The sequence below is a fragment of the Corallococcus macrosporus DSM 14697 genome (assembly GCF_002305895.1).
Taxonomy (GTDB): Bacteria; Myxococcota; Myxococcia; order Myxococcales; family Myxococcaceae; genus Myxococcus; species Myxococcus macrosporus.
On the sequence record NZ_CP022203.1, the window covers coordinates 5,356,397 to 5,376,568 of the forward strand.

The following is a 20,172-nucleotide window of genomic DNA, read 5'->3' on the forward strand; positions in this document are numbered from 1 at the left end:
CGCGGTCCAGAACGTCAAGGGACGCGTCCCGGGTGAATGCACGACGCGAGGAGGCCATCCGATGAACGGCAGGCGCGAAGACGACCGGCGATGGGGAGACAGGGACTGGGAGGTCGAACGCCCACGTCCCAGGGACGCCTGGGCCCAGGACCCCGACTGGGAGGCGCGTGGCCACGAGCGGCGGGGCGGCCCGGACCGGGACACCGGCCCAGAGCGACGGGGAGACTTCGACTGGGAGGCGCGTGGCCCCGAGCGGCGGGGCGGCCCGGACCGGGATGCCGGCCGGGAGCGACGGGGAGACGTCGACTGGGAGGCGCGCGGCCCCGAGCGGCGGGGCGACCTCGACCGGGACACTGGCGCCGAGCGGCGGGGCGGCCCCCACCGGGGCCACCCCCGGCGTGGAGGCTGGGCCTCGGAGGAGGACGCCTTCCCGCGCACCTTCGACAGCGAGCGCCACTTCCGGGACGCCGCCAGGGACCGGGACACGCGCGACTACCAACAAGACGTGGACTTCGGGCGCGCCGCGCGCGCCATGGACCGGGCCCGCGAGTACGGCCGTGACTTCCACCTGGACCAGGAGCTGGACCGCCGTGCCCGGGAGTTCGACCCGGAGCGCATCGCCAGGCGCCCCGGCTACAGCCCGAGCGGCACCTTCCGCGAGGTCGAGGAGGACTGGCGCCTGGAGCCGACCTTCCTCGGCGTCCTGGAGGACGAGGGGCCCGGGCCTGGCAGACCCGAACGGCCGGGGCGACACGAGCCGCCGGAGCGTCGGCGGCACGGGCCTGGAGGCCGGCCCCCCGGGCACCACCGGGGCGCCGACGAGGGCCACGAGCGCCGGCATCGGGGGGGTGGCGGCATGGACCGGGGCCGGCCCTGGCGCGCCGCGGGCCGCATGGCGGAGACGGACGTCCGCTACGGCGGCACGCAGCCGGCGGGCCATGGGCCAGGTGTGGAGAACATGGCGCCACCGTGGGATGGCTACGGCACCAGCCCCTCGCGGCCGGACGACCACGGGATGGGGCACGGCGGCTACGCGGGTGGACGCGCCCGCCCCGAAGGCCCCACGCGAGGGCCGCCCCGGGGCCGCGCGCCCAGGGGCTACCAGCGCTCCAGTGAGCGAATCCTGACGGACCTCTGCGACCGGCTGATGCAGAGCTGGGTGGACGCCGAGGACGTGGACATCCGCGTGCGGGACGGGGTGGTGCTGCTGGCCGGGGTCGTGCGCAGCCATGACGAACGGCATGCCACGGAAGCGCTCGCCCGGGACGTGCTGGGGGTGAAGGAGGTCATGAACGACATTCGCGTCTACCGCGACGAGGGGGTCCTGGACCGTCCCACGCTCCGGCGGCCAGTGCAGGTGCCCGGCGTGGAGTCCCCCGACGACGACACGCTGCATTCGTGAGGAGGCGGACGCGACGCGGACTTCCTGGTGGCCCGGAAGCACGCCGGTTCGGGTAGTGTGCCGGGCCTTTCCGTCCGCCACACCCTAGGAGTCCGTTCATGTCCCGCGTCATCCGCGCCCCCCATGGCTCCACCCTGTCCTGCAAGGGCTGGGTCCAGGAGGCCGCGCTCCGGATGTTGATGAACAACCTCGACCCGGACGTCGCCGAGCGCCCCGAGGACCTCGTCGTCTACGGCGGCACCGGCAAGGCCGCCCGTGACTGGCCCTCCTTCGACCGCATCGTGTCGAGCCTCCAGAGCCTGAGCGACGAGGAGACGCTGCTGGTCCAGTCCGGCAAGCCCGTGGGCGTCTTCCGCACCCACCCGGACGCGCCGCGCGTGCTCATCGCCAACTCCAACCTCGTGGGCCGCTGGGCCAACTGGGAGCACTTCCACGAGCTGGAGAAGAAGGGCCTGATGATGTACGGCCAGATGACCGCGGGCTCGTGGATCTACATCGGCACGCAGGGCATCCTCCAGGGCACCTACGAGACGTTCGCCGCCGCCGGCCGCTTCCACTACGGCAGCGACGACCTGGCCGGCCGGCTCGTCCTCTCCGGCGGGCTGGGCGGCATGGGCGGCGCGCAGCCGCTGGCCGCCACCATGAACAACGCGGTGTTCCTCGGCGTGGAGATTGACCCCACCCGCGCCCGCCGCCGCGTGGAGACGCGCTACCTGGACGTCGTCGCCAAGGACCTGGACGAGGCGCTGGCGCTGGTGAAGGAGGCGCAGGAGAAGCGCGTGGGCCGCTCCATCGCCGTCATCGGCAACGCGGCCTCGGTGTTCCGCGAGCTGTACCGCCGCGGCATCAAGCCGGACCTCGTCACGGACCAGACGAGCGCGCATGACCCGCTCAACGGCTACATCCCCACGGACCTGTCGCTGGAGGCCGCCGCCGAGCTGCGCCAGCGCGACCCGGAGACCTACGTCCGCCGCGCGCGCGAGTCGATGATGATGCACGTGCAGGCCATGAACGACTTCCAGGCCGCCGGCAGCCACGTCTTCGACTACGGCAACAACCTGCGCGGCCAGGCGCAGCTCGGCGGCATGGAGAACGCCTTCGAGTTCCCCGGCTTCGTCCCCGCCTACATCCGCCCCCTCTTCTGCGAGGGCATGGGGCCCTTCCGCTGGGTGGCGCTCTCTGGAGACCCGGAGGACATCCGCGTCACGGACCGCGTGGTGCGCGAGCTGTTCCCGCAGAAGGCCTCGCTCCAGCGCTGGCTCAACATGGCGGAGGAGCGCGTGGCCTTCCAGGGCCTGCCCTCGCGCATCTGCTGGCTGGGCTACGGCGAGCGCGCCAAGGCGGGGCTCGCCTTCAACGAGCTGGTGCGCAAGGGCGCGGTGAAGGCGCCCATCGTCATCGGCCGGGACCACCTGGACTGCGGCTCGGTGGCGTCCCCCAACCGCGAGACGGAGGCGATGAAGGACGGCACGGACGCGGTGGCGGACTGGCCCATCCTCAACGCGCTGGTGAACGCGGTGAACGGCGCCTCGTGGGTGTCCTTCCACCACGGCGGCGGCGTGGGCATGGGCTACTCGCTGCACGCGGGCCAGGTCATCGTCGCGGACGGCACGCCGGAGGCCGCGCGCCGCATCGAGCGCGTGCTCACCAGCGACCCTGGCATGGGCGTGCTGCGCCACGCGGACGCGGGCTACCCCGAGGCCATCGAGGTCGCGAAAGAGCGCGGCGTGAAGATTCCGGGCATCACCACCTGAAGCGGGAGGTCGCCGTGAAGCGCTTGGGCGCGGCAGTGGTCGGGCTGTGGGGCGCCGCCGTCATGGGACTGGCGGGGTGCGCCCCCACGGCGATGGGCCCCATGGTGATGCGCCTGGGGCCCGGGGCGCCTGACCGCAACATCCTCCAGTTGGGCATGCGCTCCGGCCCCCGGCTGAGCGCGCCCATCGCGGGGACGCAGCCCGACCTGGGCACGGGCGGCCGGTTCCAGGGGAACGAGTCGAGCTTCTCCACACAGCAGTGGGGCATGGCGTTCGACGGCGCCCTGACGGTGCCGCTGTCGGAGCGGCTGCACCTGCACACGGGGGTCCAGGGTGAGATGTTCCTGCCCGTGCCACTGCCGGCCTACGGGGTGTACGCCGGGGCGTCGTACTACGTGGGCTCGCGGCACCTGGGCCTGGCCCCCGCGCTGTCGTTGCGGGGCGCCACGGACTTCGGCCTGATGACGTCGCGCGGCGGGCCAGGCAGCCTCTTCGGCGCGGAGGTGTCCTGCGCGTTCACGATGCAGCCGGAGAAGAACGTCTCCATCGGCCTGGTGCCCTTCGCGTCGTGGCACACGGTGTCGTCGGTGGGGCAGAACGCGCAGGCGCTCTATTACGGCGGCGTGGTGGCGGCGCGCATCTCCTGGGGCGGATTGAATGACTTGGAGCTGTCAGGCGGCTTTGGCCGGGCGAAGGTCGGCAAAGGCGTGAGCTGGAACGTGCCCATCATGGGCGCACGCGGAGGACGGTGAGACATGGACGGACTGGACCTGCTGGTGCGAAACACCTCCGAAGTGCTCACGGTGGAAGGCACGCACCGAGAGCGCGCGGAGGACGCCCTCACGCCGCGCCCGGGCGCCGTGGTGGGCGTGCGAGGAGGCCGCATCGCCTATGTGGGGCCCGAAGCCGGGCTGCCCGCGGGCGCGGTGGGCCCTGACACGGAGGTGGTGGACGCCCTGGGCGGCTTCGTGGGCCCCGGCTTCGTGGACCCGCACACGCACCTCGTGTTCGCGGGGGAGCGCTCCGCGGAGTTCGACCTGCGCAATCAGGGCGCGACCTACCTGGAGCTCGCCAAGGCGGGCGGGGGCATCGCCGGCACGGTGCGGGCCACGCGGGCCGCGAGCGAGGACGAGCTGGTGCGGCTCGCCCTGCCCCGCGCGAAGCGCCTGCTGGAGCAGGGCGTGACGACGGCGGAGGTGAAGAGCGGCTATGGGCTCAACCTGGAGACGGAGCTGAAGATGCTGCGCGCGGTGCGGCGCCTGGGCACGCGGACGCCGCTGGAGCTGGTGCCCACGCTGCTGTGCGCGCACGCCGTGCCCGAGGAGTACCGGGGCAATCGCGAGGCGTACGTCCGGCTGTGCATCGAGGAGATCCTCCCCGCCGTCGCCAAGGAGGACCTGGCGCGCTTCTGTGACGTCTTCGTGGAGGACAGCGCCTTCACCGTGGACGAAGCGCGCCGCATCCTGAGCGCGGCGAAGTCGCTGGGGATGACGCCGCGGCTGCACGCGGACCAGCTCACCGCGTGCGGCGCCTCCGAGCTCGCCGCGGAGCTGGACGCCGCCACCGCCGACCATCTGGAGCAGGTGACGGACGCGGGCCTCAAGGCCCTGGCGGACGCCAATGTCACGGCGGTGCTGGTGCCCACCTCCACGCTGTTCCTGCGCATGCGGCCCTACGCGCCCGGGCGCCGCATCCGCGATGCGGGGCTCAACATCGCCTTGGGCACCAATGTGAACCCCGGTTCCGCCATGAGTGAAAACACCGCGCTGGCGCTAGGCCTTGCATGTCTGGAAAACGGGCTTACCGCCGCGGAGGCGTACTGGGGAGCCACCCGAGGCGCGGCGGTGTCCTTGGGAATGCAACGGCACGGCAGGCTGTCCGAGGGTGACCCGGCCGACCTGGTGGTCTTCGGCTGTGCTTCTTACCGGCACCTGCCCTACCATCTGGGCGTAGCGCACGCGCGAGTGGTCGTGAAGGCCGGACGCATCGTTGTCCGGCAGCCAATGGATGGCTGCGTGTGAACCGGCGTCGCAGCGACACGGCGGCGCCGGCCAGGTAAAGACGGGACACATCCGCCGGGGCCGGACGTTAAGAATCTTCGTTGCTAGCCATGTGCCGACTCTTTGGATTTCGATCAGCGATTCCCGCGGCCGTCCACCCTTCATTGGTGACGGAGAAGAACTCGCTCCTCATCCAGTCGCGCGAGCACAAGGACGGCTGGGGAATCGCCGCCTACGGGGCCGAGCCCGTGCCCGTGGTGGCCCACGGGGTGGGGCCCGCGCACAGCGACCCGGACTTCGAGCGGGTGAGCAGCCGCGTCTCCTCCCACACGGTGGTGGCGCACATCCGCCTGGCGTCGGTGGGCGCGGTGGAGCTGCGCAACGCGCACCCCTTCCTGCATGGCCGCTGGGCCTTCGTGCACAACGGCACGCTGCGGGAGTTCGCGCAGCACCGGCCGGCCGTGGAGGCGCTCATCTGCCCGAGCCTGCGTGGGAATATCAAGGGCACCACGGACAGCGAGCGCTGCTTCTACCTCTTCCTCACCCGCCTGGCGGCCCGGCACCCGATTGACCGGCAGGTCCCCGTGGAGGCCGTGGCGCGGGCGCTGGCGGAGACGATGACGCTGGTGGCGACCATCACGGATGCCGCCGGGCAGGACGGCCGCTCGGCGATGAACTTCCTTGTCTCGGATGGCGAGCTGATGGTCGCCACCCGTCGCAACCGCACGCTGTTCGTGTCTCTCGGCGGCGCGGGCACCCAGGCGTCGACGCTGCCGGCGCCGGGGACGAAGCTGGAGCAGATTGTCGTCGCCAGCGAGTCGCTGTGCGGCGGGCCGTACTGGGCGCCGGTGGCCGAGGAGGACGTCATCGGCGTGGACGCGAACCTGGTGTTCCACCACTGGCGCGTGCCGGAGCTGGCCGGCTCCGACGTGCCCTCCTCGGTGAAGCCCAACGGGTCGCGCGGCGTGGCGTGAAGTCCGCTGGGCCTGGGGCGCCGGGCCTCAGCCCATCCACGCGTCGAGCAACGCGGCGGGACGTGCGCCGAACGCCTCCGCCGTGAGCTCCCGGGCCTCCCCGCCCGCGTGCTTCAGCGTGACGCGCAGGTAGTCGCGGGGCGCGGCCTGGGGAATCTTGTCCAGCCACTCCACCAGCATCGCGCTCTCGGTGCCTTCCAGGTCCAGGAAGCCCGTGGCGTACAGGTCGTCGTAGTCCGTCAGCCGGTACAGGTCCGCGTGGTACAGCGGGATGCGCCCTGAATACGGGTACACGATGGCAAACGTCGGGCTCGCCACCTCGGAGCGAGGCACCTGCGCCCCATCCGCCACGCCGCGCACCAGGTGCGTCTTGCCCGCGCCCAGGTCGCCAATCAGCCCCACGAAGTCGCCGGGCTCGAGCAGCTCGCCCAGCCGGACGCCCAGCCGGTGCGTCTCCTCGGGCGACGCCAGCCGCACCGTCCGGACCCGCGACGCTTCCGTGCTCATCGTTCCCACCGCAGCCACACCTCGCACAGCCCTTGCTCCACGATGTCTCCCGCCACCAGTCCCAGGTGTCCGCGCTTCCGGGCCGCCAGGTCGCCCGCGAGCCCGTGCGCGTACACCGCCGTCCAGATGGCCTCGGGCACCGGAAACGACTGAGCCAGGAACGCGCCACAAATCCCGGACAGCACGTCCCCCGAGCCGCCCGTGGCCATGCCCGGGTTGCCCGGGGTGTTGAGGTACACGCGCCCATCCGCGTCGCTCGTGAGCGTCCGGTCCCCCTTCAGCACGAGCGTCACCTTCAGCCCGGAAGAGAGCTGGCGCGCCACGTCCAGCCGGTGCGCCTGGACCTCCTTCGTGGACCTGCCCGTCAGCCGCGCCATCTCTCCCGGGTGCGGCGTCATCACCACCGGCGCCTTCGCCCGGCGCAGCACCGACAGGTCCGTGGCCACCGCGTTGAGCGCGTCCGCGTCCAGCACCGCGGGCACCTCCACGCGCGCCAGCAGCTCGCCAAGCAGCGCGCCTGTCTCGTCGCCCCGAGGAATCCCCGGCCCGATGACCAGCGCGTCCTTGCCCTCGGCCGCCGCCACCAGCGCGTCCAAATCACCGAGCCCCAGCGGCCCCGTGGCCTCCAGCGGGATGCCCATGATTTCGACCGAGTGCGCCTGGATGGTGTCCAGGGCATCCGCCCGCGCGGCCACCGTGACGAGCCCCGCGCCGGAGCGCAGCGCCGCCTTGGCCACCAGCGCCGCGGCCCCCGTCTTCCCCCGGCTGCCCGCGACCACCAGGACGTGCCCGAAGGTCCCCTTGTGGGAATCCGCCTTGCGCACCGGCAGCGTGCGCCGCGCGTCCGCCTCCTCCACCACGAAGAGCCCGGGGCCGGAGACCTCCTTCGCGGCCTCCCCGCCCATGCCGATGTCCACCCGGTGCACCTGGCCGCACAGCGAGGCCCCCGGCTCCAGCACCTGCCCCGGCTTGAGGAAGCCAAAGGCCACCGTGGCGTCCGCCTCCACGCACGGCGAGAAGGGCGCACCCGTGTCGCTCTGGAGCCCGGACGGCACATCCGCCGCCACCACCTTGGCTCCCAAGGCCCGCCAGCCGCGCATCGCCGCCACGGCGTCCGCGAAGGCCCCCCCGGGCGCGCGGCTCAAGCCCGTGCCGAAGAGCGCGTCCACCACCACGTCACCACGCCGGGCCGGCTCCACGCTCTCCAAGGTACGCGGCGTCACCCCGAAGCCCTTCAGCGCCTCCACGTTCCGCCGCGCCTCGGGCGCCCGCTTCGCGGCGTCACCCACCAGCACCACCGACACGCAGGCGCCGCCCTCCCGGAGGAAGCGCGCGGCCACCAGCCCGTCGCCGCCATTGTTCCCCGGCCCGCACACCACCACGAAGCGCCCGCCCGGGCCGAGCAGCCCGCGCGCCACCTCCGCCAGCCCGCGCCCGGCGTTCTCCATCAGCAGCGCGGAGGGCATGCCGTGGCGGGCCTCGGCGGCCTCCTCGGCCTGACGCATCTGGGCGGCGGTGAGCACGCGCAACATGGCTTCAATCCCCTTTCGACTGGAGCACCACCGTGGCGGCGGCGACGTCCGCATCGTGGGTCAGCGCGAGGAAGGCCTCCAGCCCTCGCGCCTCCATGACCTCCAATGCCACGCCGGACAGTGCGAAATAAGGCGCTCCGCCCTGCCGCCGGACCTCCATGTCCTTCCACCGGATGCCCGGCGGCGCGCCCAGCGCCTTCACCAGGGCCTCCTTGGCGGCGAAGCGGGCCGCGTAGGCGCTGGCGGCGTCACTCCGCCGGCCGCACAGCGCCCGCTCCGCCTCGGTGTAGACGCGGTTCAGGAAGGGCTCCGCGCGAGGCCCGTCCAGGATGCGCTGGATGCGGGAGATGGAGCAGATGTCCAGGCCCAGGCCGCGGATTCCCATGGCGCCCTACCCCGGGTTGCGCATGAGCTCGAGCATCTCACGCACCGCGCGCTCGAAGCCCACCAGCACCGCGCGCCCGACGATGGCGTGCCCGATGTTCAGCTCGTCGATTTCGTGGATGCGGGCAATGGGCTGCACGTTGTCGTAGTTGAGCCCGTGGCCGGCGGCCACGCCCATGCCCAGCTTGGTGCCCGCCTTGGCCGCGTCGACGATGCGCGCCAGCTCCCGCGCCCGCTCCTTCTCGTTGCGCGCCTCGCAGTAGCGGCCGGTATGCAGCTCGATGCGGTCCGCGTTCACCTTGTGCGCCGCCCGCACCTGGTCCAGGTCCGGGTCGATGAAGAGCGACACGGCGATCTCGCCGTCCTTCAGGTTCTTGATGATCTTCGCGATGTGCTCGCGCTGGTTGGCGACCTCCAGGCCGCCCTCCGTGGTGAGCTCCTCGCGGCGCTCGGGCACCAGCGTCACCACGTCCGGCTTGTGCTCGTAGGCGATCTTCACCATCTCCGCGGTGGCGGCCATCTCCAGGTTCAGGAGCGTCTGCACCGTCTCACGGAGGATGCGCAAATCCCGGTCCTGGATGTGACGCCGGTCCTCGCGCAGGTGGATGGTGATCTGCTGCGCGCCGGCGAGCTCCGCCAGCGCCGCGGCCGTCACCGGATCCGGATACGGGGTGCGCCGCGCCTGACGCAGCGTCGCCACATGGTCCACGTTGACACCCAGTCGCTGTCCCATCGACCGCACCTCGCTCGTGCGCGGCCGTGGGATTGTCGAAGGGCCCCGGTGCGCGCTGGCCCTTCATCACGCCGCCAGCGTCCGGAAGTCAACCGCCGAGCGCGGCGGCCCTCAGACGCTGAGGGCCTTGGACAGCGCCTCCGCGATCTCCTTCGCGTAGGCCTGGTTCTTCGCGGCGTCCTCGCCCTCGATGAGGACGCGGGCCTTGGGCTCGGTGCCGGAGAAGCGCACCAGCACCCGGCCGGAGCTGCCCAGCCGCTGCTCCACGCTCTTGATGACCTTCATCACCGTCGGCAGCTCGCCCAGCTCCTTCTTCTGCTTCACCACGACGTTGACCAGCGTCTGGGGCACGGGCTCGAAGATGGAGGCCAGCTCGCTCAGGGGCTTGCCCGCCCGGCACATCACCGCCAGGAGCTGGAGCGCCGCCAGGGTGCCGTCACCCGTGGTGGTGTGGTCCAGGAAGATGAGGTGGCCGCTCTGCTCGCCGCCCAGGTTGTAGCCGTTGCGGCGCATCTCATCGACGACGTAGCGGTCCCCCACGCGCGTGCGCGCCACCTTCACGCCCCAGCGCGCCACCGCGCGCTCCAGGCCGATGTTGCTCATCACCGTGGAGACCAGCATCTTCTTCTTGAGCTGCTTGCGGGCCACCAGCTCGCCCGTGCAGATGGCCATGATGGCGTCGCCATCCACGACCTTGCCCTTCTCGTCCACGACGATGAGGCGGTCGGCGTCACCGTCCAGGGCGATGCCCAGGTGCGCGCCGTGCTTCACCACCGTCTTGGCCAGGTTCTCCGGGTAGAGCGCGCCGCACTTGTGGTTGATGTTCTTGCCGTCCGGCGAGACGCCCAGGGCAATCACCTTGGCGCCCAGCTCCTCCAGCACGGCGGGCGCCGTCTTGTAGGCCGCGCCGTTGGCGCAGTCGACGACGATGGTCATCCCCTCCAGCGTCAGCTCGCGCGGGAAGGTGGCCTTCAGGAAGACGATGTAGCGGCCCCGCGCGTCCTCCATGCGGAAGGCGCGGCCGATCTTCGTGGCGGTGGGGCGGATGGAGTCGATGGAGCCGCTGGACACCAGCTCCTCAATCTTGCCCTCCGTCTCGTCCGGCAGCTTGAAGCCGTCCCGCCAGAAGAACTTGATGCCGTTGTCCTCGTAGGGGTTGTGGGACGCGGAGATGACGGCGCCGGCGTCCGCCCGCATGGAGGTGGTGATGTTGGAGATGCCCGGCGTCGGCAGCGGCCCGACGAGCTCCACGTCCACGCCCATGGAGGTGAGGCCGGCGGCCAGCGCCTGCTCCAGCATGTAGCCGGACAGTCGCGTGTCCTTGCCAACGATGACGCGGTGGCGGTGTGGCCCGTTGCGGATGAGGAACGCGAGCGCCCGCCCGAGCTGCATCGCGACCTCGGCAGTCATGGGATAGACGTTCGCCTTGCCGCGAACCCCATCCGTGCCGAACAGCTTCTGGGAAGCCTGTGCCTCCTTCGGAGGCATGTTCATCCTGTACGCCATGTGTGCCGCTCCGCCTTTCCCACGCCGGGCCTGCGCCGGCCTCTCGACGTCGGGGCTTATACCCCGCTCACCACGCGGGCTCGAAGTTAGGAACCCACTGCTCCCTGGGCAACCACCCTGGCATGCGGGCCGACGCAGACTAAAAGAGGTTGCGAAATCAGTACCAACCGAAACGCCGCCGTCCATACACGCCGGCACGGAGGGCGGCCAGCGGAAGGTGAAGATTCCAGCCACGCGCCGAGGCCTGTAAGCCACACCTTGTTACCGGGCGTAGAGCGCCCCGCCGTCCTCGCTCCGCCGGATGGCGTCCGCGACGGCCAGCGCGTCCCGGGCCTCGGCCACGTCATGGACCCGGACCACGTCGGCCCCACCCAGCGCGGCCATGGAGGCCACCGAGCCCAGCGTCGCCGCCAGCCGCTCGGAGGCTGGCTTGCCGCCCGCCAGCCGGCCGAGGAAGCCCTTGCGGCTGGTCCCGACGAGCAGCGGCAGCCCCAGGACGCGCAGCTCGTTGAGGCGGCGCAGCAGGAAGAGGTTGTGCTCGAACGTCTTGCCGAAGCCGATCCCCGGGTCCAGGAGGATGCGCTCCCGGGGAACGCCCGCCGCCTCGGCGCGCGCGACGGCGGCCTCCAGGAAGCCCAGCACGTCCTCGATGACGTCGTCATAGCGCGGCGCCTGCTGCATGGTGGCCGGGGTGCCCTGGATGTGCATCAGGCAGCAGGCGGCGCCGGCCTCGGCCACCACGCGGGGCAGGTCGGCGTCGGCGCCGAAGCCGGTGACGTCGTTGATGAGGTGCGCGCCGGCCCGCAGCGCCTCACGCGCCACCGCGGCCTTGGTGGTGTCCACCGAGAGCGGCACGGACGTCCGCGCGCGCAGGCCCTCGATGACGGGGACGACGCGGGCCACCTCGGCCTCGGCGCTGACGGGCAACGCGCCTGGCCGGGTGGACTCACCGCCCACGTCGAGCAGGTCGGCCCCCGCTTCCGCCAGGGCGAGCCCATGGGCGATGGCGGCCTCCGGGTCGAAGAAGCGCCCACCGTCCGAGAAGCTGTCCGGCGTCACGTTCACCACGCCCATGACGTAGGTGCTCGCGCCCCACTCGAAGCGCTTGTCCCCCAGCACCAGCGCCGGTGGCGCGGTGCCCGAGGCCAGCGCGGCAGCCACGGCCTTGGACAAGGCCGGCAGCTCGTCGCGGCCTCCGCGAGCCAGGTCCACCAACAGCCTGAACTGTTCGGCGTGCCCCGACAGCATGCCCGTTCCAGGCCGCCCCCCGGCCTCCCCCGCGAGCCAGGCGGGCAACGCCGCCGGAGCGTCGGACAGGGCCTGCAACCTCTGGAGGAAGTGCAGCGCCTGCGTCCCCAGCCCCGTGAGGAGCAGCCGCGTGTGGGGGAGCGACTCCCGGAGCGCCGCCAGCGAGCTGGGGGCCAGCCCCATCCGCCGGAAGGCGAGGACCAGGTCTTCGGGGTGCTCGGCGGTGACGACGCGGGCGCGAATCATCGGGGACTCCAGGGAGGGGGCCGCGCACCGCCGCCAGGACGGGGCGCGCCTGCCTACCCTACCGCTCCCGAGCGCGCCCGGGGGCTCAGGCTTCGAGCGGCCCGGTGACGATGTCCACCGTGGACGTCGTCATCAGCTTGTGGATGGGGCACTGCGCGACGGCGTTGTACAGCCGCTGCTTGTCCTCCGGGGACAGCGCCCCGTGGAAGGCCAGCTTCACCTTCAACGTGTAGGTGCCCTGCCGCTCCTTCGAGTCATCCCGTTCGACGTGCGTCTCCACCCGCTCCAGGGCCAGGCCGTGCCGCTTCGCGTACCAGTGGGCCGTCAGCGCCTTGCAGGCCGCCAGCGCGGCGTCGAAGTAGTCGTGCGGGCCGGGCGCGGAGTCCGCTCCGCCCAGCGCGGGGGCCACGTCCGCGTGCAGGGTATGAGCGCCGGTCTGAAGGACCTGGCGAAATGCTCCGGGCTTCTCGGTCTGGCTGTGGGTCGTCATGGGGGGCTCCGGGAGGAAGCGGTGGACCGGAGGCCCGTGAAGGGCCTCCGGAGCGGTCCAATCAGGTGAATCAGGCGGCCTGCTCGGACTGCGCCTTCACGGCCTGGACCTCGATGGCGATCTCAATCTTCTCGCCCACCAGCACGCCGCCCGTCTCCAGGGCCTGGTTCCACGTCAGGCCGAAGTCGCGGCGGTCCACCGACGTCTTCGCCTCGAACGCGGCCTTCACGTTGCCCCACGGGTCCTTGCCCACGCCGAGCTGCTCGGCGTCCAGCACCACCTCGCGGGTGATGTCGCGGATGGTCAGGTTGCCCGTCACCTTCAGCCCGTCGCCAGAGCCCTTCTCCACCTTGGTGCTCTTGAACGAGATGCTGGGGAACTTCTCCACGTCGAAGAAGTCCGGCGAGCGCAGGTGGTTGTCGCGCTGCTCCACGCCCGTGTCGATGCTGCCCGTCTCGATGGTGACGGCCACGGAGGACTTCGTGACGTCCTGCTCGTCCAGCGACACCGCGCCGCTGTACTTGCGGAAGCTGCCGCGAACCTTCGCGATGACCATGTGACGGACGGAGAAGTGGATGCCGGAGTGGGTGGTGTCGATGTTCCAGGTCGTGGTGGCCATGAGGTGCCTTCCTTTTTGGGTGAAGCGGTGTGTTCGACGAGGAGGAAGGTAGCGGTGGCCCCCCGTCTTGATTAGATGGGCCAGACTGGAAGAACTGTTCCACCCACGGAACAAACGCCATGGACCTCAACGAACTCCTCATCTTCGCGCGCGTGGTACAGGCAGGCAGCTTCACGGCGGCGGCCAAGGGCCTGCGGATGCCCAAGTCCACCGTGAGCCGGAAGGTGTCGGAGCTGGAGACGCGCGTGGGCGCGCAGCTCCTGCAACGCACCACGCGCAAGCTGCGCCTCACCGAGGTGGGCCGGACGTACTACGAGCACTGCGCGCGCATCGTCCTGGAGGCGGAGCAGGCCGAACAGGCGGTGACGCGGATGCAGGCGGCGCCCCACGGCCTGCTGCGCGTGACGACACCGCTGACCTTCAGCTTCATCGGGCCGCTCATCTCCCGGTTCCTCCAGGCGTACCCGGAGGTGCAGCTCGAGCTGGTGTGCAGCGACCGCAACGTGGACCTGATGGCGGAGGGCTTCGACGTGGCGGTGCGCGCCGGGCGGCTGGCGGACTCCTCCCTCACGGCCCGGCGGCTGGGCAGCGTGGAGCGCGTCGTCATCGCCTCACCTGGCTACCTCAAGGCGCGGGGGACGCCCAGGACGCCCAGGGATTTGGAGAAGCACGACTGCCTCCTCTTCGGCACCGGGCTGGAGAGCAACGTCTGGACGCTCATGTCCGGCAACCGCTCCGTGGACGTCAAGGTGCCCGCGCGGCTGGTGGTGAACGAGCCCGACATGGTCTTCGCGGTGGCGCGGGCGGGCGCCGGCATCGCCCTGCTGCCCAACCTCCACTTCTCCTCGGAGCTGACCGCCGGGCGCCTGCAGCGCATCCTGCCGGACTGGCACTCCACGGAGACGCCCGTGCACGCCGTCTACCCGAGCACGCGCCACCACTCCCCCAAGGTGGTGGCCTTCGTGGAGTGCCTGCGCGAGCACTGGCCCCGGCTCGGCTGACAGCGGAGCTGTTCCACCCATGGAACGATGCTTCCCATTGTCCACATCTAGTCCCGGAGGGCCCTGAAGCACATCATGCCTCTCGAAACAGCGGCCGCCATCCAGGCGCCGCCGCGGAAAGGAACGTCATGATTGCCATTCGCCCCTCGGAAGCGCGCGGTCACGCCAACCACGGCTGGCTGGACTCCCACCACACCTTCTCCTTCGCTGGCTACTACGACCCGGGCTTCATGGGCTTCCGCGCCCTGCGCGTCATCAACGAGGACCGCGTCGCGCCGAACGAGGGCTTTGGCACCCACCCGCACCGGGACATGGAGATCATCACCTACCCGCTCAGCGGCGCCATTGCCCACCGCGACAGCACGGGCGGCGAGGGCCTGCTGCGCGCCGGTGAGGTCCAGCGGATGACGGCTGGCACCGGGGTGCTGCACAGCGAGATGAACGGCGCGGATGAGGACCTCCACTTCCTGCAGATCTGGATCATCCCGGACCGCAAGGGCCTGACGCCTGGCTACGAGCAGAAGGCCTTCCCGGAGTCCGAGCGCCAGGGCCGCTGGCGGGTGGTGGCCAGCCCGGACGCCCGCGACGGCAGCCTCACGGTGCACCAGGACGTGGTGCTTCACGCCACGCTGCTGGGCAAGGGCGAGCAGGCGGCGTACACGCTGGCGCCGGGCCGCCACGCCTGGCTGCAGGTGGCGCGCGGCAAGGGCACGCTCAACGGCGTGGAGCTGAAGGCCGGAGACGGCGTCGCGGTGGCGGACGAGTCGCGGCTCGTCCTCTCCGCCACCGAGCCGATGGAAGCGCTGCTGTTCGACCTGGCCTGAGGCCACTTCGCTGAACGAAAGAGAGAGCACGACATGAGCCGGGATGACTTGAACGCGGAGCAGCTCCCCCCTTCGATGGAGACACTCATCGTCGCGCCCTCTCGCGACCTGGGCGACGGGTTCGAGGTGCGGCGCGCGCTGCCCTCGGCCCGCCGCCGGATGGTGGGGCCCTTCATCTTTCTGGACCAGATGGGCCCCGCCGGCTTCCAGCCCGGCCATGGCCTGGATGTGCGGCCCCATCCGCACATCGGGCTGGCCACCGTCACCTACCTCTTTGACGGAGAGATCATGCACCGGGACAGCCTGGGCACCGTGCAGCCCATCCGCCCCGGCGCGGTGAACTGGATGACGGCGGGCAACGGCATCGTCCACTCGGAGCGCACCGGCCCCGGGCCTCGCGCCGCGGGCAGCAAGATCTTCGGCATGCAGGCGTGGGTGGCGCTGCCCAGGCGTCACGAGGAGACGGCCCCGGCCTTCGTCCACCACCCCGAGGACACCATGCCCTTCCATGAGGGTGAGGGCGCGAGGATGCGCGTCATCACCGGCACGGTGCACGGCCAGCGCTCGCCGGTGCAGACGCTGTCGGACATGTTCTACGCGGACGTGGAGCTGGCGGCCGGCGCGCGCTTCGTGGTGCCGGCCGAGCACGAGGAGCGGGCCATGTACCTGGTCCAGGGCGCCGTCGAAGTGGACGGCATGGCCTTCCAGCCGGGCGAGCTGCTCGTCTTCAAGCCCGGCAAGTCCGTCACGCTCCACGCCACGGCGGCGGCGCGGCTGCTGGTGCTCGGCGGAGAGAGCATGGACGGGCCGCGCTACATCTTCTGGAACTTCGTCTCCAGCTCGAAGGAGCGGCTGGAGCAGGCGAAGGAGGACTGGAAGGCCCAGCGCTTCGCCGCCGTGCCGGAGGAGACGGAGTTCATCCCCCTGCCCGAGGCGCCCCTCCCGGTGCGCTACCCGTAGTCACGCCGGCTTCGCCCGAAGCCCGCAAGGCAGAAGGCCCTTCCCAGCAGCGTGGGAAGGGCCTTCTTCATTTCAGCTCGAGCCGCTTTGAGCCCGTGGGGCTCAGGCCTTCTTCGGCTCCATCGCCGGCAGGCCCTCGAGCGCGTCGAGGATCTTCCGCTTGTCCTTCTTCTCCGTCGCCTTCGGGGGCGCGTTCACCCGCGGGGGCGGACGCTCACGGGTGAGCTGGCCACCCTGGAGGAGGATGTTGACGTCCTCGGCGTCCAGCGTCTCGTACTCCACCAGCGCGTCCGTCACGCGGCGCAGCGCCTCGATGTTCTCCGTCAGCAGCGTCTTGCCGCGCTCGTAGCAGCCCACGACGATGCTGCGGACCTCGGCGTCAATCTGGCGCGCGGTGTCCTCGGAGTAGTCCTTGGACGAGTTGAAGTCGCGGCCCAGGAACACCTCGCCGTCGCTCTTGCCGAACGCCAGCGGGCCCATCTTCTCGCTCATGCCCCAGCGGCACACCATGGCGCGCGCCGTCTCGGTGGCGCGCTCGATGTCATTGGCGGCGCCGCTGCTCATCTCGTTGAACATGAGCTCTTCGGCGATGCGGCCGCCCATGGCCATGGAGATCTGGTCCAGCATCTGCTTCTTGTAGCCGTTGACCTTGTCCTCGGTGGGCAGGCTCCAGGTGACGCCCAGGGCCTGGCCGCGCGGGATGATGGTGACCTTGTGGAGGGGGTCGCAGCCCGGCAGCAGCTTGGCCAGCAGCGCGTGGCCCGCCTCGTGGGTGGCGGTGTTCCGCTTCTCCTTCTCGGTCATGATCATGGAGCGCCGCTCGGGGCCCATGAACACCTTGTCCTTGGCGGCCTCGAAGTCGCTCAGGTCCACGCGCTCCTTGTTCTGCCGCGCGGCCATCAGCGCCGACTCGTTGACGAGGTTCTCCAGGTCCGCGCCCGTCATGCCCGGCGTCCCGCGGGCGATGACCTCCAGGTCCACCTCCGGCGCCAGCGGCACGCGGCGGGTGTGCACCTTCAGCACGCCCAGGCGGCCCTTCAGGTCGGGGCGCGGCACCACGATGCGGCGGTCGAAGCGGCCGGGGCGCTGCAGCGCGGGGTCCAGCACGTCCGGACGGTTGGTGGCGGCAATCAGGATGACGCCGTCGTTGGACTCGAAGCCGTCCATCTCCACCAGGAGCTGGTTGAGCGTCTGCTCGCGCTCGTCGTGTCCACCGCCCAGGCCCGCGCCACGGTGGCGGCCCACGGCGTCGATTTCGTCGATGAAGATGATGCAGGGGGCGTTCTTCTTGCCCTGCTCGAAGAGGTCACGGACGCGGCTGGCGCCGACGCCCACGAACATCTCCACGAAGTCCGAGCCGGAGATGGAGAAGAACGGCACGCCGGCCTCGCCGGCCACCGCGCGGGCGAGCAGCGTCTTGCCCGTCCCCGGCGAGCCCATCATCAGCACGCCCTTGGGAATCCGGCCGCCCAGCTTGGTGAACTTCTTCGGGTCCTTCAGGAAGGCGACGATCTCCTCCAGCTCTTCCTTGCACTCGTCGGCGCCGGCCACGTCGGCGAACGTCACCTTGTTGTGACTCTCGCTGAGGAGCTTGGCCTTCGACTTGCCGAAGGTCATCGCCTTGCCGCTGCCGCCCTGGAGCTGGCGCATGAAGAAGATGAAGAACAGGAAGAGGAAGACGACCGGCATCCACTGACCGAGGATGGTCAGCCAGAGGCTGTTCTGCTCCTCCCGCTCGTACTTCACGTCCACGCCGTTGTTGCGGAGCTGGTTCAGCATGGCCGCATCCGGCGCCGGCCCCGTCGTCCGGAACTTCTCGGACGTGTCGGTGAACTTGCCGGAGTAGGTGTTGCCCTTGACGGCAACCTCCTTGACCTTCTTCTCCTCCACCTTCGTCAGCAACTGGGTGAAGGACGGTTCCTGGACCTGGTCGTTGCCCTGGGAGAAGAAGTTGTAGAAGGCGACGAAGAGGACGATCAGGATGACCCAGAGCCCGATGGTCTTGTAAGTCGAACGCACGTGTCAGCTGCCCTTTCGGAACTCGGCGGGATGAGGGCCGCGCTGGGAAGAACCCCAGCTTTATCCATCACTTGGCCGACACCAGGCGAGCTACCCAGCGGCGGACCGTATCAGCAACAGCAAAAAGCCCTCAACTATTTAGGGGGCCGCGCCCATCCCCCGAACTGCGACTCTGCCACTCTATAACGCCGCGGTCCGCTGAATGCTCGGACCGGGGGGAACCGCCCAGAGGTACTCCCTGGCGGCCGCACGCGGTACCGCTGGTGGCCAGAGGCCGGGGAGCCACACCACCTGCCCCTCGGCGTCCGCCACCACCGGCCGCGTGGCCCGCGCTTCCGCGGGCACCCGAAGATCAACCAACACGTCCTGAAGCTTCCGTTGTCCCGCAGGGGTGCGCACCCGGTCTCCCGGGCGGCGTGTCCGCACGGTCAGCGGCCAGCGCGTCCCGTCCTCGAGCGCCAGCCCGTGCACACCCGACGGAGGAGGTGCGGACTCGACCGAAAAATTCCACCCCGTTCCGATGAGCGCGCCCCGCGCGCCCGCGCGCTCCAGCCGCAGCTCGGCGGGCGGCCGCGGCGAGGACGTCTGCCGGACGCAGCGCACCCGCCCGCTCGACGCGCGCAGCAGGGCCCCCCGCCCCAACGTGGCCGTCCCGCCGCGCTCCACCGCGCGCTGCACCCGGGCCAGCGTGGCCTCATCCACCGCCGCGCCCGCGCCAGCCACCAGCCGGGCGAGCACCCGGCGGCGCAGCGCGGGCACCAGCGCGCGCACGCCCACGGCGTCCAACGCGCCATCCTCCAGCCGCAGCCGCTCGAAGGCCGCGTCCGCCAGGGACGCCAGCAGCGCCTCATCCTCCGCGGCCACGCGCGCGAAGGCGGCCAGGTGCGCCTCCACCGCGAAGCCCGCGGCGCGAGACAGGGCGGGCAGCACGTCGCGCCGGACGCGCGTCCGGAAGTGGACAGGGTCGGCGTTCATCGGGTCTGTCGAATAGGCGACACCCTGCTCCGCCACGAAGGCCTCCACGTCCTGACGCGTGCACGCCAGCAGGGGCCGCACCAGTCCGGGCCGCGCCTCGTGGATGCCCACCGCGCCGCGCAGCGCGGTGCCTCGCGCCAGCCGCATGAGCAGCGTCTCCGCCTGGTCCGAGGCGGTGTGCGCGGTGGCCACCGCGTCCAGGCCCGCCTCCCGACGGAGCGCCTCCAGGGCGGCGTAGCGGGCCTCCCTCGCGCGCGCCTCGACGCCCGCCCCTGGACGCAGCCCCAGCGCGCGGACGTGGCAGGGCAGCCCGCGCGCGGCCGCCAGGAGGGCCACCGAGCGGGCTTCACCCGTGGACTCGGGCCGCAGGCCGTGGTCCAGCGTGGCCACCTCCACGCGCAGCCGCAGGGCCTGGGCCACGCACGCGGTGCCCACCAGGAGCGCGGTGGAGTCCGCGCCGCCAGAGACGGCGAGCAGCACCGAGCCTCCCTCCAGACCCAGCCGGGTGTACGCCTCTCGAAGCGTCGTCGTCAGGAGCAGGGTGGCGGATTCAGGACGGGGCATCGGACGGCGGTGGAATGGAGTGTCGGGTGCGCGGGTTACAGAGACACGTGCGGTTGAAGACAGGGGGGGCTGATTCTTATGATCGTCACAACATCGAATCGGCGTGGATGCGGTAGCGGAAATACACGTGGCCGCGCACGCTGTTCTGGAGACGGTCGAATTTTGAGCTGTTGGACCTAGGGGTCCCCCCCCTCCCCCTCTGGGTCCACGGGTCCGCCCGGAGACGTATTCCAGGCGGTCCCTCTTTCCGAAACGCCCCGGACTTCCCTCGTGGAGTCCGGGGCGTTTCCTTTTTCGCGCCTGGTTGCACAGCTTACGTGCGACTGGACGAGCCAGGGGACGGACCGTGCGACCACGGAATGAGTCCTTGGAAACCGTTGACCCTCTTGGGAGTCTGTCGGATAACGGCCCAGGTGTGTTCAGGTCGTCACCCC

Annotated in this window: 18 protein-coding genes; 8 read left to right on the forward strand and 10 right to left on the reverse strand. The window is 71.0% G+C overall.

Translation table 11 applies throughout. The features are described 5' to 3' along the window. Window positions 1-61: 61 nt before the first annotated feature. The 5 genes from MYMAC_RS21540 (at window position 62) to MYMAC_RS21560 (ending at window position 6,130) form a co-directional block, all read left to right on the forward strand. A complete protein-coding gene (locus MYMAC_RS21540; RefSeq protein WP_095959450.1) occupies window positions 62-1,402 on the forward strand; it encodes a BON domain-containing protein in 1,341 nt (446 codons plus the stop codon). 98 nt (window positions 1,403-1,500) lie between these two features. Then, window positions 1,501-3,156, forward strand: coding sequence for a urocanate hydratase (gene hutU, locus MYMAC_RS21545; protein ID WP_095959451.1), 1,656 nt, complete (start codon window positions 1,501-1,503; stop codon window positions 3,154-3,156). A gap of 14 nt (window positions 3,157-3,170) precedes the next feature. Further along, window positions 3,171-3,908, forward strand: a complete 738-nt coding sequence (locus MYMAC_RS21550) for a hypothetical protein (protein WP_204816877.1) — start codon at window positions 3,171-3,173, stop codon at window positions 3,906-3,908. Between the two features lie 3 nt (window positions 3,909-3,911). Next, complete coding sequence (gene hutI, locus MYMAC_RS21555) at window positions 3,912-5,177, forward strand: imidazolonepropionase (protein WP_095959452.1); 1,266 nt, start codon at window positions 3,912-3,914, stop codon at window positions 5,175-5,177. Window positions 5,178-5,266: 89 nt separating this feature from the next. After that, on the forward strand, window positions 5,267-6,130 hold the full coding sequence (locus tag MYMAC_RS21560; RefSeq protein WP_095959453.1) for a class II glutamine amidotransferase: 864 nt from the start codon (window positions 5,267-5,269) through the stop codon (window positions 6,128-6,130). A gap of 27 nt (window positions 6,131-6,157) precedes the next feature. On the opposite strand, the gene tsaE is transcribed toward MYMAC_RS21560, so the two are convergent. From tsaE to MYMAC_RS21600, 8 genes are all read right to left on the reverse strand, one after another. Continuing rightward, window positions 6,158-6,637 (reverse strand): tRNA (adenosine(37)-N6)-threonylcarbamoyltransferase complex ATPase subunit type 1 TsaE, encoded by a 480-nt coding sequence (gene tsaE, locus MYMAC_RS21565; protein WP_013940952.1) that lies wholly within the window; start codon window positions 6,635-6,637, stop codon window positions 6,158-6,160. Continuing rightward, window positions 6,634-8,169, reverse strand: a complete 1,536-nt coding sequence (locus MYMAC_RS21570; RefSeq protein ID WP_095959454.1) for an NAD(P)H-hydrate dehydratase — start codon at window positions 8,167-8,169, stop codon at window positions 6,634-6,636. The genes tsaE and MYMAC_RS21570 overlap by 4 nt, the downstream gene beginning before the upstream one ends. A gap of 4 nt (window positions 8,170-8,173) precedes the next feature. Next, the gene (gene acpS, locus MYMAC_RS21575; protein WP_011554351.1) at window positions 8,174-8,554 is read right to left on the reverse strand and encodes a holo-ACP synthase; all 381 of its coding nucleotides are present in this window, start codon (window positions 8,552-8,554) and stop codon (window positions 8,174-8,176) included. Window positions 8,555-8,560: 6 nt separating this feature from the next. After that, window positions 8,561-9,286, reverse strand: a complete 726-nt coding sequence (locus tag MYMAC_RS21580; protein ID WP_013940954.1) for a pyridoxine 5'-phosphate synthase — start codon at window positions 9,284-9,286, stop codon at window positions 8,561-8,563. Window positions 9,287-9,397: 111 nt separating this feature from the next. Continuing rightward, window positions 9,398-10,792, reverse strand: a complete 1,395-nt coding sequence (gene glmM, locus MYMAC_RS21585) for a phosphoglucosamine mutase (protein ID WP_043711576.1) — start codon at window positions 10,790-10,792, stop codon at window positions 9,398-9,400. 261 nt (window positions 10,793-11,053) lie between these two features. Further along, the gene (gene folP / locus MYMAC_RS21590) at window positions 11,054-12,286 is read right to left on the reverse strand and encodes a dihydropteroate synthase (protein WP_095959455.1); all 1,233 of its coding nucleotides are present in this window, start codon (window positions 12,284-12,286) and stop codon (window positions 11,054-11,056) included. A gap of 85 nt (window positions 12,287-12,371) precedes the next feature. Next, window positions 12,372-12,776, reverse strand: a complete 405-nt coding sequence (locus tag MYMAC_RS21595) for an OsmC family protein (RefSeq protein WP_013940957.1) — start codon at window positions 12,774-12,776, stop codon at window positions 12,372-12,374. Between the two features lie 70 nt (window positions 12,777-12,846). Then, a complete protein-coding gene (locus MYMAC_RS21600; RefSeq protein WP_013940958.1) occupies window positions 12,847-13,395 on the reverse strand; it encodes a YceI family protein in 549 nt (182 codons plus the stop codon). Between the two features lie 119 nt (window positions 13,396-13,514). On the opposite strand from MYMAC_RS21600, the gene MYMAC_RS21605 reads away from it, so the two are divergent. The 3 genes from MYMAC_RS21605 to MYMAC_RS21615 all read left to right on the forward strand — a co-directional run bounded on the left by MYMAC_RS21605 (window position 13,515) and on the right by MYMAC_RS21615 (window position 16,180). Then, window positions 13,515-14,396: a LysR family transcriptional regulator gene (locus MYMAC_RS21605; RefSeq protein ID WP_013940959.1), complete on the forward strand. Its 882-nt coding sequence runs from the start codon at window positions 13,515-13,517 to the stop codon at window positions 14,394-14,396. Between the two features lie 128 nt (window positions 14,397-14,524). After that, window positions 14,525-15,220: a pirin family protein gene (locus MYMAC_RS21610; RefSeq protein WP_095959456.1), complete on the forward strand. Its 696-nt coding sequence runs from the start codon at window positions 14,525-14,527 to the stop codon at window positions 15,218-15,220. Between the two features lie 33 nt (window positions 15,221-15,253). Next, on the forward strand, window positions 15,254-16,180 hold the full coding sequence (locus MYMAC_RS21615) for a pirin family protein (RefSeq protein WP_095959457.1): 927 nt from the start codon (window positions 15,254-15,256) through the stop codon (window positions 16,178-16,180). Between the two features lie 102 nt (window positions 16,181-16,282). Here the strand turns inward: MYMAC_RS21615 and ftsH are convergent, their stop codons facing one another. After that, window positions 16,283-18,199 carry an ATP-dependent zinc metalloprotease FtsH gene (gene ftsH, locus MYMAC_RS21620; RefSeq protein ID WP_013940962.1) on the reverse strand — a complete coding sequence of 639 codons (1,917 nt, stop codon included), beginning with the start codon at window positions 18,197-18,199 and terminating at the stop codon, window positions 16,283-16,285. Between the two features lie 180 nt (window positions 18,200-18,379). Next, entirely contained in the window at window positions 18,380-19,738 is a 1,359-nt protein-coding gene (tilS, locus tag MYMAC_RS21625) for a tRNA lysidine(34) synthetase TilS (protein WP_095959458.1), read from the reverse strand. Window positions 19,739-20,172: the final 434 nt, after the last annotated feature.

What these genes read in the sequence shown, in the direction of transcription:
- hutI (WP_095959452.1), top strand. Translation starts at nt 3,912, where the DNA reads ATGGACGGACTGGACCTGCTGGTGCGAAACACCTCCGAAGTGCTCACG.
- MYMAC_RS21595 (WP_013940957.1), bottom strand. Translation starts at nt 12,776, where the DNA reads ATGACGACCCACAGCCAGACCGAGAAGCCCGGAGCATTTCGCCAGGTC.
- hutU (WP_095959451.1), top strand. Translation starts at nt 1,501, where the DNA reads ATGTCCCGCGTCATCCGCGCCCCCCATGGCTCCACCCTGTCCTGCAAG.
- MYMAC_RS21605 (WP_013940959.1), top strand. Translation starts at nt 13,515, where the DNA reads ATGGACCTCAACGAACTCCTCATCTTCGCGCGCGTGGTACAGGCAGGC.
- folP (WP_095959455.1), bottom strand. Translation starts at nt 12,286, where the DNA reads ATGATTCGCGCCCGCGTCGTCACCGCCGAGCACCCCGAAGACCTGGTC.
- MYMAC_RS21570 (WP_095959454.1), bottom strand. Translation starts at nt 8,169, where the DNA reads ATGTTGCGCGTGCTCACCGCCGCCCAGATGCGTCAGGCCGAGGAGGCC.
- MYMAC_RS21615 (WP_095959457.1), top strand. Translation starts at nt 15,254, where the DNA reads ATGAGCCGGGATGACTTGAACGCGGAGCAGCTCCCCCCTTCGATGGAG.
- MYMAC_RS21610 (WP_095959456.1), top strand. Translation starts at nt 14,525, where the DNA reads ATGATTGCCATTCGCCCCTCGGAAGCGCGCGGTCACGCCAACCACGGC.
- tsaE (WP_013940952.1), bottom strand. Translation starts at nt 6,637, where the DNA reads ATGAGCACGGAAGCGTCGCGGGTCCGGACGGTGCGGCTGGCGTCGCCC.
- glmM (WP_043711576.1), bottom strand. Translation starts at nt 10,792, where the DNA reads ATGGCGTACAGGATGAACATGCCTCCGAAGGAGGCACAGGCTTCCCAG.
- MYMAC_RS21560 (WP_095959453.1), top strand. Translation starts at nt 5,267, where the DNA reads ATGTGCCGACTCTTTGGATTTCGATCAGCGATTCCCGCGGCCGTCCAC.
- MYMAC_RS21540 (WP_095959450.1), top strand. Translation starts at nt 62, where the DNA reads ATGAACGGCAGGCGCGAAGACGACCGGCGATGGGGAGACAGGGACTGG.
- MYMAC_RS21600 (WP_013940958.1), bottom strand. Translation starts at nt 13,395, where the DNA reads ATGGCCACCACGACCTGGAACATCGACACCACCCACTCCGGCATCCAC.
- acpS (WP_011554351.1), bottom strand. Translation starts at nt 8,554, where the DNA reads ATGGGAATCCGCGGCCTGGGCCTGGACATCTGCTCCATCTCCCGCATC.
- MYMAC_RS21580 (WP_013940954.1), bottom strand. Translation starts at nt 9,286, where the DNA reads ATGGGACAGCGACTGGGTGTCAACGTGGACCATGTGGCGACGCTGCGT.
- tilS (WP_095959458.1), bottom strand. Translation starts at nt 19,738, where the DNA reads ATGCCCCGTCCTGAATCCGCCACCCTGCTCCTGACGACGACGCTTCGA.